We start from the raw sequence: 16,042 nt of genomic DNA on the forward strand, positions 1-16,042 counted from the left end.
TTATATTTCCAAAATTAAATATACCATATTTTCAAGTATTTCATACAGTAGTTTCCGCTATAATTTTAGCCTAGCCTACCCACTGATATTTAATACCTTCACATATGAGGATACCAATAAAATTAGAATCATAATATTAGTAACCCGAAATACCCTTGCCTGCTTTGCTTGATTCATGTCCAACTTATCACAATATCGCTGGGTCATGGAATTAAAAATATACAAAATCAGCAATGCATAAACAATGAAAACAATGTTCATAAAAGCCCCCCTGTTACCCAAACCTCTCTTTCTATAGCATGCCAAACACCATATCTAATACTGTACCAAACTATTTCCAATCTGAACAGACATTTTCACTCAGTTAATGGATTCATTTTTTGATAAAGTGAAACTTCAATCAGTGGGGGTTTTTGTCCTTTCCCCACTGATTGTTAGTTGAACCAATCAGGCCTTTACTGGCTGTTGATCCCCCCCTTACAATTCTCGTTATCAACAAAAACGCTTGAGGTGGGGGTCTTACAGCCAGTTAATCTGTGATAAAGTGAAACTTCAATCAGTGGGGGTTTTCGTCCTTTCCCCACTGATTGTTAGTTGAACCAATCAGGCCTTTACTGGCTGTTGATCCCCCCCTTACAATTCTCGTTATCAACAAAAATGCTTGAGGTGGGGGTCTTACAGCCAGTTAATCTGTGGGAAATTTGTGGGCAATTAACCCATAAAATAAAAAAGATCCGATAATGAATCGGATCTTTAGTCAGCATTTTTAATGAGTATATCAAAACCATCTACATCATTTTCTACATATGCTTGTTTTGGCGCTTTATAAATTTGGGCTACATATAGGAAATCGGTGTAGGTAATTCCAATATGCAGTGCCGCAATGAGCAATACATACACATAATAATCAGCTAGTATGATACTTGCAGCGAGTAAAGGCAATGTGATGCAGATTGTCGGTGCTAGTGTTACGAATAAAGAAATATTTTTGGCAAGCGGTTCATTTGCATAATAGGTAAATAACGGCAGCTTGCTATGATTTAAAATGGCTGGTTTTACACTCTTTTTTAGAATGATGAGTGGCAGCATATGCATAAACGTGTGCATTGGAAATAAAAAAATGATTGCTATAATAAAAAAATATATTCCAGTATCTTTTGCGTTTTGTGTACCGTGAAACGTTGAGATTGGCACATACAGTAGTATGAAGGATGCCAATGCAACAAAGGCTGACATAATAATGATTCGATTGATGCCAAATTCTTTGTTCAGGTTGTAGGATTTCCAGCAATTCATGGTAGTGATTCCCTCCATATTACAGTAGTTCAAATGGAATACTTAAAGAATGATAGTATGTTTGAACTAAAAAAGCAATACTTTTTTTATAAAAAATATATTCTTTTTTTATTGGTTTATATATGGAAGAAATGAATCTATTTGAATATGAAAAATAATCGCTTTGAGCCCATTCTTGCGGATAAATTAATATGCTATTTATGGTATGATATACACGTAGGGGGGATTAGTCTTGGGGGATACAACGACCTTTCATATACAACTATTGCTAAAAATAATAGATATAGAACAATTTCCATTCATTCAAATGGTGATTGAAAAAGAATTAACACATGAAGAATATGAAGAACTGTTCCATTTGCTACATGAAATTGAAAGGAAATACGAACAGCAAAAAGAAGAAGGACTTCTTAACTTTTCCTCTTTACTTGTACATTTTGCTGGTATGCTTCACGAAAAACTGGAGCCGACAGAGACGATTCAAGCTTTGAAGCGGGAAGGGTATTTTCCGGAATTGATGACAGAATTTATGAAGGTTATGGATAAAGAACAAACTTATTTTTATAAACATGGCTCGATGTAAAGCACTTGCTCTCATAGCAATGCGCATCCAGCCATGTTTTTTTATCAGAGATTAACTGGCTGTAAGACTCTCACTGATTGAAGTTTCACTTTATTATTTTAATGAAGAATGTTCCTGTTTCATGCATGCAAAGAACTGTTCAATTTGACGGTGAAATTCAATGACTTCTTCCAATCGATCTTCCATATTGGGGAGTGCTTCCTGTTCATGAATTTGTCTCTTTATTTTTTCTAAACCTTCCTTCTGACTTTTCGATGCATCGACCCATTTATCAATATAAGTCATCATAAAAATTTTAAAAAGCTGTGGATTCGCTTGATATAAATCCTTTCTGACTCCTTTTTTCCAAACAGGGGAAATGAGCTTTAATTCTGTTAGACTGCGCGCACTTGTGCTCATGGATGTTTTACTCTTCCCTAATGCTTCACTCATATCATCTAAAGTTAATGGCTTGTTTGATAAGTACATAAAAGCAAACAAACGAGCTTCTGACTGATTTAAATCAAACATCTCAAGTGTCTTTGAAAATTCAATGATCATATCGTTTTTGATGTATTCACCAGTATGCTCAAACATGAAATCCTCCTAAAACGTTGCTATATCAAGGTTACACTAAATACTTTAGAGATGGAAATGGGGTTTTGCTAAGTATTTGGAAGGAAATCCACGAAAATAAAAGAAAACATCGCTTAAAATGTGTACAGTTTAAACTGTACGTAAATTATATACAAAATCAATGGTATATACAGTTTGTAATGTTGTCCACGGATAGTTATAGTTGTAAAGTAAGTAAATTTGTTCGTTAAGCAGCAACACAGCATACAACTCATGATATGCATTTGCTCGTGGACATGAGAAGAACAGATATAGAAGTTAAAGAGGGGTGAAGACATGCCATTAATTGAAGTAAAGGAGCTTTCAAAAATATTCGGTAAGCAAATAAAACAGGCAAAACAGTTACTGGATGAGGGCTCTACTAAAAGTGAAATATTGAAAGAAACAGGATGTACAGTTGGGGTAAGCCGGGCTTCATTTTCAGTAGAAGCAGGCGAAATATTTGTCATCATGGGACTTTCTGGAAGTGGTAAATCTACTTTAATTCGGTTAATTAACCGTCTGATAGAACCAACAGAAGGAAATATTCTTATTGATGGGGAAGACCTTTCTAACATGGATAAAAAAGCATTGCGAAAAACAAGGAGAGAAAAACTTGGCATGGTTTTTCAACGTTTCGCATTATTTCCGCATCGAACCATTCTTGAAAATGCAGAGTTCGGTTTGGAAATTCAAAATATAGCAAAGGAAGAGCGCAGTAAAAGAGCTAAAGAAGCTCTGGAAATGGTTGGGCTCGGAGGATACCTCCATCAAAAACCAAGTCAATTATCTGGTGGTATGCAGCAGCGTGTTGGCTTAGCTAGGGCGCTTGCAAATGATCCAGAGGTACTGCTTATGGATGAGGCGTTTTCTGCATTGGATCCACTTATTCGTAAGGAAATGCAAGATGAATTGATAGATCTACAAGCAAAAATGAAGAAAACAATTCTATTTATAACGCATGATTTGGATGAAGCATTACGACTTGGTGATCGAATAGCATTAATGCGTGATGGTTCTATCGTACAAATTGGAACACCGGAAGAAATTTTAGTGAGTCCAGCAAATGACTATGTTGAGAAATTTGTTGAGGATGTAGATCGCTCTAAAATTTTGACGGCACAAAATATTATGAAGCGTCCTGAAACGATTAATATTGATCGTCATGGACCACGTGTTGCTTTAGAACGAATGAGGGAAGAAGGACTTTCAAGCATCTTGGTTGTGAACGGTAATAGGGATCTTCAAGGTTATGTAACTGCTGATGACGCACTAGATGCAATTAAAAAAGAAAACAGCGATTTACGCGACATTTTAAGAACGGATATTCAACGAGTAGAGAAGGATACAACAATGAATGATATATTCAATATAATTTATGACTCGCCGATTCCAGTTGCAGTAGTGGAAGGAAATCGGCTTGACGGTATCATTGTTCGTGGAGCAGTGATTGCTGGATTGGCAAAGGATGGCGAGGTGAGCTTTGACAATGCTTGATCAACTATTGAACTTCGCACCTAAAATTCCGATTGCTGAAGCAACAAAGTCAACAACGGAATGGATAACAGATACATTTTCTTTTCTGTTTAAACCAATAAAGCAATATTTCGGAGATTTCATGGAGGTATCTTCAGATATACTCATGTCTGTACCGCCGATCATTATTATTCTTGTGGTCGCAGTAATTGCCTTCTTTATCTCGGGAAAACGATTTGGTTTAGCAGCATTTTCAATTGTAGGATTATGGCTGATCTATAATCAGGGGCTATGGGATCATTTAATTTATACCTTTACCCTTGTACTCATCTCCAGCTTGTTATCGATATTGGTCGGTGTACCAGTTGGAATCATGATGTCTAAAAGTAAGACTGCAGAGGCAATTATCACGCCAGTTTTAGACTTTATGCAGACGATGCCAGCGTTCGTATATTTAATTCCGGCAGTTGCCTTCTTTGGAATCGGTATGGTTCCAGGAGTGTTTGCATCCTTTATCTTTGCAACACCGCCAACTGTTCGATTTACCAACTTGGGAATACGTCAGGTTTCCAAGGAACTGGTAGAAGCCTCGGAAGCGTTTGGTAGCACAGGGGCACAGAAATTGTTTAAAGTTGAACTGCCAATGGCTAAAGCAACCATTATGGCTGGTATTAACCAAACTGTGATGCTTGCACTTTCTATGGTAGTTATCGCTTCCATGATTGGTGCAAAAGGTTTGGGAAGAGAAGTATTATCTGCACTACAGCGTGCAGAGGTAGGATCAGGCTTTGTTGCAGGTCTAGGTATCGTTATCTTGGCGATTGTCATTGACCGTTTTACACAAAGCATGAATAAGAAAAAAGCATCTTGATGGCATCTTTTCATTAGAAAAGTTCCATATATAGCAAATAAATAAAAAGGGGAGTTTCTTTCAATATGATGAAATTAAATTGGAAGCGTCTAGGTTTAATCGCTGGTTTGTCACTAACGCTAGCAGCTGCGGGCTGTGGTTCTGATGAAGGTGGCAGTGACAGTGTAAGTAAAGATGTAGATTATAAAATTACTGGAATTGAGCCAGGTGCAGGAGTGTTCCAAGCATCTGAAAAAGCGCTCGATGAATATGGTCTTGACGGCTGGGAGGTACAAGCTTCTTCCAGTGGTGCAATGGCAACAGCTTTAGGTGAAGCCATCTCAAATGAAGAACCAATTATTGTAACTGGTTGGTCTCCGCATTGGAAATTCTCCAAATATGACTTGAAATATTTAGATGATCCAAAAGGCGTATTTGGTGAAGAAGAAACAATTGGAACGATGGTGCGTGAAGGCTTAGAAACAGAAGCACCAGGAGCATATACTGTTTTGGATCAGTTTGCTTGGGAATCAGATGATATCGAATCTGTCATGCTAGAGATTCAAAATGGTACAGATCCAGCAGAAGCAGCACAGGCTTGGGTGGACGAGAATGAAGATGCTGTTGCTGAATGGACAGATGGTGCAGAAGAAGGCAATGGTGACGAAATTGAATTGGCATATGTAGAATGGGATACAGAAATTGCTTCTACAAATGTTGTGAAGCTTGCTTTGGAAAGCATTGGCTATGAAGTAACCATTACCCCACTTGATAATGCGGTCATGTGGCAAGCTGTTGCAAATGGTGAAGCTGATGGAATGGTGGCAGCATGGCTACCAGGTACACATGGTGAACTATATGAAGAATATAAAGACAAGTTGGTAGACTTAGGTCCAAACTTAGAAGGTGCAAAAATTGGCCTTGTTGTACCATCTTATATGGATATTGACTCCATTGAAGATCTGGAAGCAAAATAAGAAAACAATTTAAAGTAAATCGCCTTATGAATGAGGCGATTTACTTTTTTTGACTTAGAAAAATATACGTTTTGGATTTGGTTTTATCACAGATTAACTGGCCGTAAACCTACCATTGATTGAAGTTTCACTGTGTTTGATGCGAGGAATAGCAACAACAGTGGGAAGAAGTCAAACAATTGTGTTTGTCTGGATTAAAAAATAGACACCCGTTTCGTAGGAATGACGACGGGTGTCTATTTTTGATTAATGGTTTTTAACTTTATCTTCGAGGTCTTTTAAACTGGACTCAATTTGAGCTAAATATTCATAAATATTTTCTTGATGTGGTTCAACCGTGCGTTTCCATTCTTCAACGGAGTGTTTCATTTCTGAAGTCAATTCCTTAATTAAGGTGGCTCCTTCTTTGGAGGTTTCTGCCAATTGCTTTTTTAAGCGTAATCCATCTAATTTTAGGTTTTCGATTAGTGTCTTCCATTCTAGATTTTGTATATTCACACGGCTTCTGAGATCCTTACCTGATGTTGGTGCAGACAATAATGCTGTTGCCGCGCCTACAGCACTTCCTACCACAATTCCTAGAATAAGGGATTTCCCTTTTGTCATATCTTATTCGCCCCTTTCAAAAATCTTCAACAAAACAAATTTCATGTATTGCTGATGGGTATATTTCCATTATAAACGTTTTCACTAAGATAGTATATTAATTAACCCATTATACAAAAAACTGCCCTTCAAACTAATGATGAAGGGCAGGTAGCTGATAGCATAAGAAATGTTAATCATGTAAAGCATGGGGCAGACCCAAGTATTTAAATTGAATGGATAGACCCAAGTTGTGGTAACTTAAACTTGAACAGACGGTTGCACTTTTGATTTAAGATGCTACTTGCAGACGGGTACGCTTTGCCATACGCTGGGCTACCGGATAAACAATTGCAATAATAATCGTATTCGCTGCAGCGGCAGGTAATACGATGCCGGTAAAGAGCGCTAGAAAAGAACCATCTAATAATCCAATTAGGAATAATGCAACACTTAAAAATATAGTACCACTAATAAATGTTCCAATTGCTGTTAACACAGGTGCAGCAATATGACCATTTACACGATCCTTTAGTAATAATACCAAACCAAGGAATAAAAGTGCTGTTACTGGCTTATCAATAAGATTTGAAATCTGCCCGCCCGGTACACCAGTTGTTAAAGCAGAAATGACGCCTGTTGTAATGGATAGGATGATGACATATTTTAATTGTGGAAATAATAGAATCCCCAAAAACATCATTGCCAATAGCATATCTGGCTTCATCCCAAATAAGACAGGTGGAACGACAGTATGAAGCACCGCTCCAATGCCAACTAAAAGTGACAATACGACTAAAATTCTTGTATTCATTTTTAACTCTCCTCTTCTCCACTAATCTCTACTGTATGGAAGGGTAAGCTTCCAATTGCCTCCCAACTGTACGCTCATCGTCAGCTGCGGAAACGTATTGTAATTATAACAGACGTTCACCATAATGAGAAGTATTCATTTTCAGTTCATTTTTTCATTCGATTGCGTTGCTTATGTCTTTAGCAATTTGTTGCAAATCATCCGAGGTATAGTCATCTCCATGGGTAATCCAATTAGAGGAATAACCATCATTTTCTCCATATCGAGGAATAAGGTGAATATGAAGATGGAAAACAGATTGATCTGCAGGTGCTTCGTTGTTATTAAGCAGATTCATACCAATTGGTTTATAGGTCTTTTTAATAGCGTTAGAAATTGCTGGAACACGTGCAAATAATTCACTTGCAACTGCTGCTGGTGTTTCATAAATGTTTTTGGTATGTGTTTTAGGAATAATCAGTGTATGCCCTTTTGTAACTTGGCTTATATCAAGGAATGCATATACATGGTCATCTTCATACACCTTGGCAGAAGGGATTTCCCCATCAATTATTTTGCAGAAAATACAATCTTCATGTTTCACGACATCATCTCCTACTCCATTTTTTAGCTTATCGCTAGTGTCTATACGTATTATTGTATATGCAAAATACGTTGTATGCAAAAGGAAACAGACTGCCCACGAGGAGCAGTCTGCCTTAAGAAGAAAGAGGATGTAAATGAAATCCAATGTTGGGGACTTGTAAAATGCAGTGATGTTTAGTCAGCTGTTTTTACAAAAACCATTTCAGCAACATCCCGTGGCGCTGGGATATGAGCTGCTAAAAGGGTTTCTTAGTGCATTAGATTATCGATTGGAAACACCCCATCCATGTGTGGAATACGCATATTTCAGTCGCAACTTCTTTGCCCATCGCGAACACCTCATTTAGCGTTTTGCACGCATTTACTGTGGTGAGACATCCTGCTTTCTTCATGACTTATCTTCTGCAGCATTTTAAAAAATATACACATCATTTAAAATGTAGGGCTTATGGAAGTTGGCTTTCCTGTATGATAATGATAAAATTTGATACAAGTGAAATTCTTGGGGGCGAAAGTGTTGAAACCATTGTTGCATATAGAAAATTTAATCGGAGGCTATACACATAAAAATGTACTACATGGCATTTCTTTTGATGTACACCCGAAGGAAATTGTAGGTTTAATCGGCTTAAATGGAGCGGGTAAAAGTACAACCATTAAGCATATTATTGGATTGATGCAACCGAAAAAAGGCAGTATTAGTGTCAACGGCAAAACATTTCGGGACAATCCAGCCAACTACAGAAATGAAATGGCATATATACCAGAAATGCCTATTTTATATGATGAGTTAACATTATATGAGCATCTACGTTTAACAGCAATGGCTTATGATGTGCCGGAGGATGTATTTGAAAAAAGACTGCAGCCATTGCTAAAAGAATTCCGCATGGAAAATAGATTAAAGTGGTTTCCAACCCATTTTTCAAAAGGGATGCGTCAAAAGGTGATGATTATGTGTGCCTTTTTAATTGAACCACCTTTATATATTGTTGACGAACCATTTGTTGGATTGGATCCACTTGGTATTCAGTCCTATTTGCAATTAATGGATCATATGAAGCAGCAAGGTTCAGGCGTATTGATGTCTACCCACATTTTGGCAACAGCTGAGCGGTACTGTGATCGTTTTGTTATTCTCCATGATGGTAAAATACGAGCATTAGGAACATTGGAGGAACTACGTAACCAGTTTGGTATGCCACATGCTGCACTTGATGATTTATACGTGCAGCTGACAAAGGAAGATCATCATGTTTAATGCGCACACTTTTTTTAAAAGGCGATTGGGTGAACATCTGAAGGAAACAAGTCGTTATTTACGTTATATTTTTAATGGGCATATTGCTGTTGCCATGTTCTTCTTTATTTCGGCATTGGCCTATTATTATCAGCAATGGCTGGCAGAGTTGCCTGAGAATTTCCCCGTCGCATTCCTTGTTGCTGTTGTGTTTGGCGGTGTGGCAAGCTACAGTCCTGTTCAAACGTTATTAAAAGAGCCGGATTTGGTTTTTCTAATTGCTGCGGAGAAAAAAATGGGTGCTTATTTTCGTAATGCGATTATGTATAGCTTTATTGTCCAGCTGTATATTTTATTGCTTGCGGCCGCTGCCTTAGGTCCACTATACTTTGCTGGATTTGCTGAGCGCTCTGGTCGCGCTTATTTACTTACCATAATTGTGTTGCTTATATTTAAAATCTGGAACTTGCTAACGAATTGGTGGATGCTAAAGATTCAAGATGGTCGTACACGTCGAATCGATGGACTTGTTCGATTTATTTTAAATATAGCGATATTCTATTTTCTAATCGAAGGTCACATGCTACTTGCCGCTATCATTACCCTTATGTTTATGGGGATATTTCTGTATGATCGTCATATTTCCAATAAGCAAGCGGGTTTAGCATGGGAATTACTTGTTGAGAAAGACCGCAATCGTATGCAGGCATTTTATCGTCTTGCCAATATGTTTACAGATGTACCACATTTGAAGAATCCAGTGAAGAAACGACACTGGTTAGTAAACCTGGTCAACCGGGTCCCATTTGAAAAACGATTCACATATGATTATTTATACAGAATTACTTTTGTTCGAAGCGGGGATTATTTCGGAATGTATGTGCGGTTACTGATCATCGGTGGTTTATTTATCTTCTTTGTACCTTCAGATTGGATGAAATTAGCATTTGCTGTCTTGTTCCTTTACATGAGTATTTTCCAAATGATGGCCTTATTTCAACATCATCGGACAATCATGTGGATAGATATTTATCCTGTTGATACAAGCATTAGACAAAAGGCGTTACTAAAATGGCTGATGCAGCTTGCTGTCATACAAACGATTATATACGTCATCATACTTCTGTTGGGCATGTATATGATAGCTGCTGCAATGGTGCTGGTTGCTGGTCTGTTGTTTAGCTATATATTTATTCAAGGTTACGGTAAACGTCGGCTTGTTTCATAACTATAAAAATCCGTGGCATCTTTCCGATTGCCACGGATTTTTTCATTGGTTAGGGGACAGTGATGGGGTTAATTGTAAAGTATGCTCCGATTAAAAGCTTGGCAGCAATTGGCATTGCCCGTTCATCAAAATCAAATTTCGGATGATGATGTGGATATAAGCTATCATTCTTTTGTGCTCCTGTAAAAAAGAATGCGCCTGGTTTTTCCATCATGTAATAGGCGAAATCCTCTGCACCCATCACGGGAATTATTTTTTCTGCTGTTTTAATTTGAGTCACTTGTTTACTTGCTTCAAGTACAAGTTCTGCTTCTTTTTTATGGTTTTTTAATGGCGGATAGCCTGTTTCATATTGGAAGTCGCAGGTTACTTGATTGGCTTGGCAAATTCCTTCTGCGACTGCTTTCATTTCTTTCATAATTTGTGTTTGTACTTGAGGTTCTAAATAACGGACTGTTCCGGTAAGTTTTGCTTTGTCAGCTATAATATTAAAAGCATTCCCGGATTCAAATTTTCCGACAGTAATTACTGCTGTCTGCATCGGATCGATACGTCTTGCAATAATTTGTTGGAGTGCCTGAACAAGCTGACTGCCAATTACAAGAGCATCCTTTGTTTCATGTGGATATGCGCCATGCCCACCTTGGCCTTGGATGGTTATTTCGAATCGATCTGCACCAGCCATTAAAATCGATTCGGATGTTTGGAGAACACCGAGTGGGACAGTCGACCATAGATGTGTACCAAATACATAATCTACTTCTTCAATAGCTCCTGCTTCAATCATTGGCTTTGCACCACCAGGAGCATATTCTTCTGCATGCTGATGTAAAAAGAGAATCGTTCCACTTAATTCTTGTTGAAAAGTCTGCATCACTTTCGCAAGAGTCAATAAGGTAGCTGTGTGACCGTCATGACCGCAAGCATGCATAACACCGTCAACAGTTGAGCGATATGGAACATCTTTTTCATCATGAATAGGCAGTGCATCAAAATCAGCCCGGAGTGCAACCGTTTTACCAGGCTTGGCACCTTTTAAAGTAGCTACAACACCATTACCGCCAACATCTTTTATGTAAGGGATGCCGAGTTTATCATAAAATGCACAAATGTACTTTGCAGTTTCGGTTTCCTGGAAAGAGAGCTCTGGGTGCTGATGCAAATACCGCCGAATAGCAACCATTTCCTCTGCGTGCGCATCAATAGAATGGTGGATTTCGTGTAACAAATAGGATTCCCCCTTTTGATTTTCTATCATTATAGCATGTAAATGTGGAAGAAATGCATAAAAACCCCAAATATTCATTTAATATGGAATATTTGGGGTTGGTTTATTTGTCACAGCCAGTAAAGGCCTGATTCATTCAACTAACAATCCGTGGGGGAAGTGCGAAAATCCCCACTGATTGAAGTTTACATTATTATATTAAATTGTTGTTGTATTTAGGATTGAAATCTAGCATCTTCCAATAGACGTTCAATTTCTTCTTTATGATGTGTTTCATCGGATAATAAATCTTCCAGCTTTACGACAAGCTCTGTATAACCAAGTTCTTCTGCTTGTTTAATTCGCTTTTCATAACGTTTGATGGTATCTTTTTCAGATTGTAATGCAGCTTCTAATAAGTCTTTAACATCTGTTACTTGTGGTATATCAGCAACCTTTGTTGTCGGTGTACCACCTAATGACTTAATTTTTTCGGAAAGATAAAGCGCATGACCTAATTCATCCGTAATTTCTGCTTCGAAGAATGGTTTTAATGCAGAGCGATACAATCCGGAAACGACAGATGCACTATACGTATATTGAACAACAGCTCCATACTCGTTTGATAAATCTTCATTTAATCCTTCAATCAATTTTTCTACATTTGCATCCATAACTTGATCCCAACCTTTATCTATAATTTATTCTACACTTTAATGTTCCCTGTATATTTTTTTTCAAACTATTTTCATGTATGATTTAGCCAAGGAGGAATAAGAATGTACTCGAAGCGGAATTATTTCATTGTTTTTTTATATATATTTGGATTGTTGTTCATTACGACCTGGATTTGGAATATCATGCAGGGCGAGCTTCCACTAGTTGATCAGTGGACAAGGAATTTAGTCGCTAAGGTTGATGGCACACCGATTTATATATTTTTCACTTGGGTTACAAAATTAGGCTCTAAATCATTTGTGTTGCCGATGACGATTATAATGGCAATCGTACTCATCATAATTTACCGACATATTGTTCCTGGACTTATTTTTGGATTGGGTACATTGGCAAGTCATTTGCTAAATCATGGGCTCAAATTATTGGTCGAAAGAGAACGTCCCAGTATTTCCATTGATCTGGATGCTGTTGGATTTAGCTTTCCATCTGGACATGCAATGACTTCTATTGTTTGCTATGGCTTACTTGCCTATTTTCTAGCTAAAAAATGTAAAAATATGAAAGTTGCTTTATTCGTTCAAATTGTATTTGCATTCCTTGTTTGCATGGTTGGTATCAGCCGATATTTTATTAATGTTCACTACCTGACTGATGTACTAACTGGTTTTATGCTTGGTTATATGCTATTACTAATCTTGATCTTTCTGTATCGGTTTATGGAAAGACTTCGACATCCGTCTTAAGTCTGAGCTTAAAACATGCTGGGGATGGTAGCTGAAGTTATGAACACCCGATAGAATAAGGTTAAGCGAATGAAATGAGGGAATGAAAAGCGGACAAGAGAGGAGGAGTTTGATGAATAGCTTTTTGCGTTATTTACTTGCAGCTGCATTTGTAACATTTGGTGCCATGCTTATCTTAGAAAATTTAGGGATGGGGTCATTAAATTTTAAAAATGCTTGGGGTTATTTTTATCCAGCTTTATTTATTATTTTTGGTTTAAAATGGATGGCAGACCGATTTCGTTATAGGGGCGGCAGCTGGGTTGGTGGTTCATTCTTATTTATATTTGGCTCATTACTCATGCTCGATCGGTTTGACGTATTGAATTTTGTCTTTGGAGATATTTTTAAGCTATGGCCACTCCTTATTATCTATGTTGGCTTTTCCATTATTGGTTTTTCATCAAGGTCAAAAAGATATAAAACCTATGTGAATAAAAACTACGATGATATAAAAGACGCGAAATATAAGGAGACTGTTTCCAAATTTTCCATTGGAGATTATGAATATAACAAACCGAACTGGAAGGTAGAGCCGATGTATCTTAACACAATGGCGGGTGACTTCTATCTGGACTTTACAAAAGCATTTATACCGGAAACAACGACCCCAATTACCATTAGCGCCCTTGCAGGTGATGTGCATATCATCATACCAGAGTCAGTGGAGTTTCGAGTTCATGCATCAGTGAAAGCAGGCGATATTAAAATTGTTGGTGAAGAAGTGGATGGGATTAATCGTTCCTTGGAATTTGAAACAAATGATTATACGAATGCGGAACGTAGACTAGACTTTCGATTGAAATTAAAGGCAGGTTCCATTCGAGTGGATTATGTATAGGGAGGGGGATGCACATAGTGAAGCTTCATGCGAGGTTCGGCAGTATTCGTTTCATTTTTATCCGTTCTCATTTATTTGGGATGTTTTTGACAACGGTAACGCTATTGTCGGTATTACTAACCATTCATGTTCTTTTTCATCCGGATTGGTTAACTGTAACAGCTATTTTTGTGTTTATTTTTAGTTATGTGTTTTTGGCAATCATTATATCTTTCTATGCTGGCTTTCGTTCAAGTGGTGATTTAAAGGAAAGACTTGATTATATTTCTCTTCAGATCATTCAATTTACAAATGGAAATTATGATTCACGTGTTTATTTTAAAGCGAACGATGAAATTTTACGGATAAGCAACGAATTAAATGAACTTGGAGAAAAACTAAAAAACCAGGTGACATCTCTGCGCCGGATGGCAGATGAAAAAGCAGACTTTGCCAAATCTGCCCATAAAGCAGCTGTAATAGAAGAACGTCAGCGTTTGGCTCGGGATTTGCATGATGCCGTGAGCCAGCAGCTTTTTGCTTTAACGATGATGTCAGAAGCAGCGGTAAAACAAATTGAAAAAGATCCTCGATTAGCTAAACAACAAATGGAAGAAGTGGCACGGGCAGCGCTTCACTCCCAATCGGAAATGCGGGCTTTATTACTTCATTTACGCCCAGTACATTTATCCGGTGACTCCTTGGCAAGCGGTGTAGAGAAGCTTATTTCGGAATTAAGAAGAAAAAGTCAAATAGAATTTATTGTCTCCTTAGATCACCTTGAGGATCTTCCGGAAACAATAGAAGAACACGTATTTCGTATCATTCAGGAAGCGCTATCCAATATATTACGGCATGCGAATGCTTCTACCGTTAAATTGCAAATCCTCAAACGGGGTACAGAGCTTTTTGTACATATTGGTGACAATGGAGTGGGCTTTGATTTAGAACAAAAACAAAGCAATAAGACCTCATATGGTTTAAAGACGATGCGAGAACGGAGTGAGGAGCTTGGGGGTCATTTTTCCGTTCGCTCCATTCAAAAAGAAGGTACATATATTGAGATTCGGATTCCTTATAAATGGGAGGGAGCTAGATGATAAAGGTTGTTGTTGTAGATGACCATGAGGTTGTACGAAATGGAATTATCGCTTATTTACGAACCGATGACGAAATAGAAGTCATTGGTCAAGCTTCCAGTGGATATGAAGGGGCGGAGCTTATATTAGCGAAGAAACCAGATGTTGTGTTGATGGATTTAATGATGGAAAATGGGTCTGGTATTGATGCAACGAAACAAGTTATGCAATCCTACCCCAATTGCAAAATCATTATTTTAACGAGTTATTATGATAATGAGCAGGTTTTTCCAGCATTGGAAGCAGGTGCATTCAGCTATTTACTCAAAACGTCCTCCGCAGATGAAATTGTACAAGCGATAAAGAAAGCAGCTTTAGGAGAAAATGTGATTGAGCCTAAGGTGGCGAGTAAAATGATGTCCAGTTTTCGAACAGGGCAGAAAAGTCCGCATGATGAGTTAACAGAACGAGAATTGGAAGTACTGCTATGCATTGGGAACGGGATGACAAATCAAGAAATTAGCGAGCATTTGTTTATCGGAATTAAGACAGTAAAAACCCATGTGAGCAATATATTATCCAAGCTGGATGTCAATGATCGAACACAGGCAGCTGTTTATGTGCATCGCAACAATTTACTAAAATAATTTCATATAAATTTAATAAATTTGAAGGAACGCAATACTCGTATGTATTTGGTGGATTTGTTCATTTCACTACTTATATATTAACTGGGCGTTCCTTTTGTTATTTTATTAATAGCTTTGTATAATAGAGAAACGTAGTAGTGGGGATATGGGACAGAGGAGATGTATGATGACGAATGAAATGAAAAAACAAGAACAGTTATTGTTTTTAATATGGGCTCAGGCAGTTATCGCTACGGCAGGTAGTCTGTATTATTCTGAGGTAATGGGATATGTGCCTTGTGAATTATGCTGGGTTCAGCGTATTTTTATGTATCCGCTTGTTGTGATATATGGTTTTACATTATTCAAGAAAAATGTCGATATAGCCATTCCAGGCTTATTGATGAGTGGAATAGGTATGTTCATTTCAACCTATCATTATTTAATCCAAAAGCTTCCCGCGCTACAGGAGGCTGGGGATGCCTGTGGTGTTGTCCCTTGTAATTTACAATATGTGAATTACTTTGGCTTTATTACGATTCCGTTTTTGGCAGGCGTTGCATTTATCGTGATATTCGTATTACATATGATGTTGTGGAAGCAATCAAGGAGGAAATAA

The 16,042-nt window shown here is 37.7% G+C and carries 19 protein-coding genes; 11 read left to right on the forward strand and 8 right to left on the reverse strand.

From position 1 onward, the window contains the following. Nucleotides 1-75: 75 nt before the first annotated feature. Together DX933_RS00410 and DX933_RS00415 are read right to left on the reverse strand one after the other, a co-directional pair. Nucleotides 76-261, reverse strand: a complete 186-nt coding sequence (locus tag DX933_RS00410; protein ID WP_123314503.1) for a hypothetical protein — start codon at nucleotides 259-261, stop codon at nucleotides 76-78. A gap of 492 nt (nucleotides 262-753) precedes the next feature. Continuing rightward, nucleotides 754-1,296, reverse strand: coding sequence for a DUF3267 domain-containing protein (locus DX933_RS00415; RefSeq protein WP_123314504.1), 543 nt, complete (start codon nucleotides 1,294-1,296; stop codon nucleotides 754-756). Between the two features lie 232 nt (nucleotides 1,297-1,528). Here DX933_RS00415 and DX933_RS00420 point away from each other — a divergent pair, with 232 nt between their 5' ends. Then, the gene (locus DX933_RS00420; protein WP_123314505.1) at nucleotides 1,529-1,879 is read left to right on the forward strand and encodes a DUF1878 family protein; all 351 of its coding nucleotides are present in this window, start codon (nucleotides 1,529-1,531) and stop codon (nucleotides 1,877-1,879) included. Between the two features lie 93 nt (nucleotides 1,880-1,972). On the opposite strand, the gene DX933_RS00425 is transcribed toward DX933_RS00420, so the two are convergent. Next, a complete protein-coding gene (locus tag DX933_RS00425; protein ID WP_123314506.1) occupies nucleotides 1,973-2,455 on the reverse strand; it encodes a GbsR/MarR family transcriptional regulator in 483 nt (160 codons plus the stop codon). A gap of 315 nt (nucleotides 2,456-2,770) precedes the next feature. On the opposite strand from DX933_RS00425, the gene DX933_RS00430 reads away from it, so the two are divergent. From DX933_RS00430 to DX933_RS00440, 3 genes are all read left to right on the forward strand, one after another. Next, nucleotides 2,771-3,970, forward strand: a complete 1,200-nt coding sequence (locus DX933_RS00430) for a quaternary amine ABC transporter ATP-binding protein (protein WP_123314507.1) — start codon at nucleotides 2,771-2,773, stop codon at nucleotides 3,968-3,970. Next, the gene (locus DX933_RS00435) at nucleotides 3,963-4,820 is read left to right on the forward strand and encodes an ABC transporter permease (RefSeq protein WP_123314508.1); all 858 of its coding nucleotides are present in this window, start codon (nucleotides 3,963-3,965) and stop codon (nucleotides 4,818-4,820) included. The genes DX933_RS00430 and DX933_RS00435 overlap by 8 nt, the downstream gene beginning before the upstream one ends. Nucleotides 4,821-4,885: 65 nt before the next feature. After that, nucleotides 4,886-5,776, forward strand: a complete 891-nt coding sequence (locus DX933_RS00440) for a glycine betaine ABC transporter substrate-binding protein (RefSeq protein WP_123314509.1) — start codon at nucleotides 4,886-4,888, stop codon at nucleotides 5,774-5,776. 246 nt (nucleotides 5,777-6,022) lie between these two features. On the opposite strand, the gene DX933_RS00445 is transcribed toward DX933_RS00440, so the two are convergent. The 3 genes from DX933_RS00445 to DX933_RS00455 all read right to left on the reverse strand — a co-directional run bounded on the left by DX933_RS00445 (nucleotide 6,023) and on the right by DX933_RS00455 (nucleotide 7,758). After that, the gene (locus tag DX933_RS00445) at nucleotides 6,023-6,382 is read right to left on the reverse strand and encodes a YtxH domain-containing protein (RefSeq protein ID WP_123314510.1); all 360 of its coding nucleotides are present in this window, start codon (nucleotides 6,380-6,382) and stop codon (nucleotides 6,023-6,025) included. A 271-nt stretch (nucleotides 6,383-6,653) separates the two neighbouring features. Next, nucleotides 6,654-7,175 carry a tryptophan transporter gene (locus DX933_RS00450; protein WP_123314511.1) on the reverse strand — a complete coding sequence of 174 codons (522 nt, stop codon included), beginning with the start codon at nucleotides 7,173-7,175 and terminating at the stop codon, nucleotides 6,654-6,656. Nucleotides 7,176-7,329: 154 nt separating this feature from the next. Beyond that, nucleotides 7,330-7,758 carry an HIT family protein gene (locus DX933_RS00455; RefSeq protein WP_123314512.1) on the reverse strand — a complete coding sequence of 143 codons (429 nt, stop codon included), beginning with the start codon at nucleotides 7,756-7,758 and terminating at the stop codon, nucleotides 7,330-7,332. A gap of 519 nt (nucleotides 7,759-8,277) precedes the next feature. On the opposite strand from DX933_RS00455, the gene DX933_RS00460 reads away from it, so the two are divergent. Both DX933_RS00460 and DX933_RS00465 read left to right on the forward strand, forming a co-directional pair. Further along, on the forward strand, nucleotides 8,278-9,021 hold the full coding sequence (locus tag DX933_RS00460) for an ABC transporter ATP-binding protein (protein ID WP_123314513.1): 744 nt from the start codon (nucleotides 8,278-8,280) through the stop codon (nucleotides 9,019-9,021). Next, a complete protein-coding gene (locus DX933_RS00465) occupies nucleotides 9,014-10,228 on the forward strand; it encodes an ABC transporter permease (RefSeq protein WP_123314514.1) in 1,215 nt (404 codons plus the stop codon). The genes DX933_RS00460 and DX933_RS00465 overlap by 8 nt, the downstream gene beginning before the upstream one ends. A 49-nt stretch (nucleotides 10,229-10,277) precedes the next feature. Here the strand turns inward: DX933_RS00465 and DX933_RS00470 are convergent, their stop codons facing one another. Both DX933_RS00470 and DX933_RS00475 read right to left on the reverse strand, forming a co-directional pair. Then, the gene (locus DX933_RS00470; protein ID WP_123314515.1) at nucleotides 10,278-11,456 is read right to left on the reverse strand and encodes a M20 metallopeptidase family protein; all 1,179 of its coding nucleotides are present in this window, start codon (nucleotides 11,454-11,456) and stop codon (nucleotides 10,278-10,280) included. A 215-nt stretch (nucleotides 11,457-11,671) separates the two neighbouring features. Continuing rightward, a complete protein-coding gene (locus tag DX933_RS00475; RefSeq protein ID WP_123314516.1) occupies nucleotides 11,672-12,109 on the reverse strand; it encodes a ferritin-like domain-containing protein in 438 nt (145 codons plus the stop codon). A gap of 105 nt (nucleotides 12,110-12,214) precedes the next feature. On the opposite strand from DX933_RS00475, the gene DX933_RS00480 reads away from it, so the two are divergent. The 5 genes from DX933_RS00480 (at nucleotide 12,215) to DX933_RS00500 (ending at nucleotide 16,042) form a co-directional block, all read left to right on the forward strand. Next, a complete protein-coding gene (locus tag DX933_RS00480) occupies nucleotides 12,215-12,856 on the forward strand; it encodes a phosphatase PAP2 family protein (RefSeq protein WP_123314517.1) in 642 nt (213 codons plus the stop codon). A gap of 112 nt (nucleotides 12,857-12,968) precedes the next feature. Then, the gene (liaF, locus tag DX933_RS00485) at nucleotides 12,969-13,736 is read left to right on the forward strand and encodes a cell wall-active antibiotics response protein LiaF (protein WP_123314518.1); all 768 of its coding nucleotides are present in this window, start codon (nucleotides 12,969-12,971) and stop codon (nucleotides 13,734-13,736) included. A gap of 8 nt (nucleotides 13,737-13,744) precedes the next feature. Further along, a complete protein-coding gene (locus DX933_RS00490; protein WP_123314519.1) occupies nucleotides 13,745-14,815 on the forward strand; it encodes a sensor histidine kinase in 1,071 nt (356 codons plus the stop codon). After that, a complete protein-coding gene (locus tag DX933_RS00495) occupies nucleotides 14,812-15,441 on the forward strand; it encodes a response regulator (protein WP_123314520.1) in 630 nt (209 codons plus the stop codon). The genes DX933_RS00490 and DX933_RS00495 overlap by 4 nt, the downstream gene beginning before the upstream one ends. A gap of 169 nt (nucleotides 15,442-15,610) precedes the next feature. Then, on the forward strand, nucleotides 15,611-16,042 hold the full coding sequence (locus DX933_RS00500; protein ID WP_123314521.1) for a disulfide oxidoreductase: 432 nt from the start codon (nucleotides 15,611-15,613) through the stop codon (nucleotides 16,040-16,042).

It is taken from the genome of Ornithinibacillus gellani, from assembly GCF_003730295.1.
GTDB lineage: Bacteria > Bacillota > Bacilli > Bacillales > Amphibacillaceae > Ornithinibacillus_A > Ornithinibacillus_A gellani.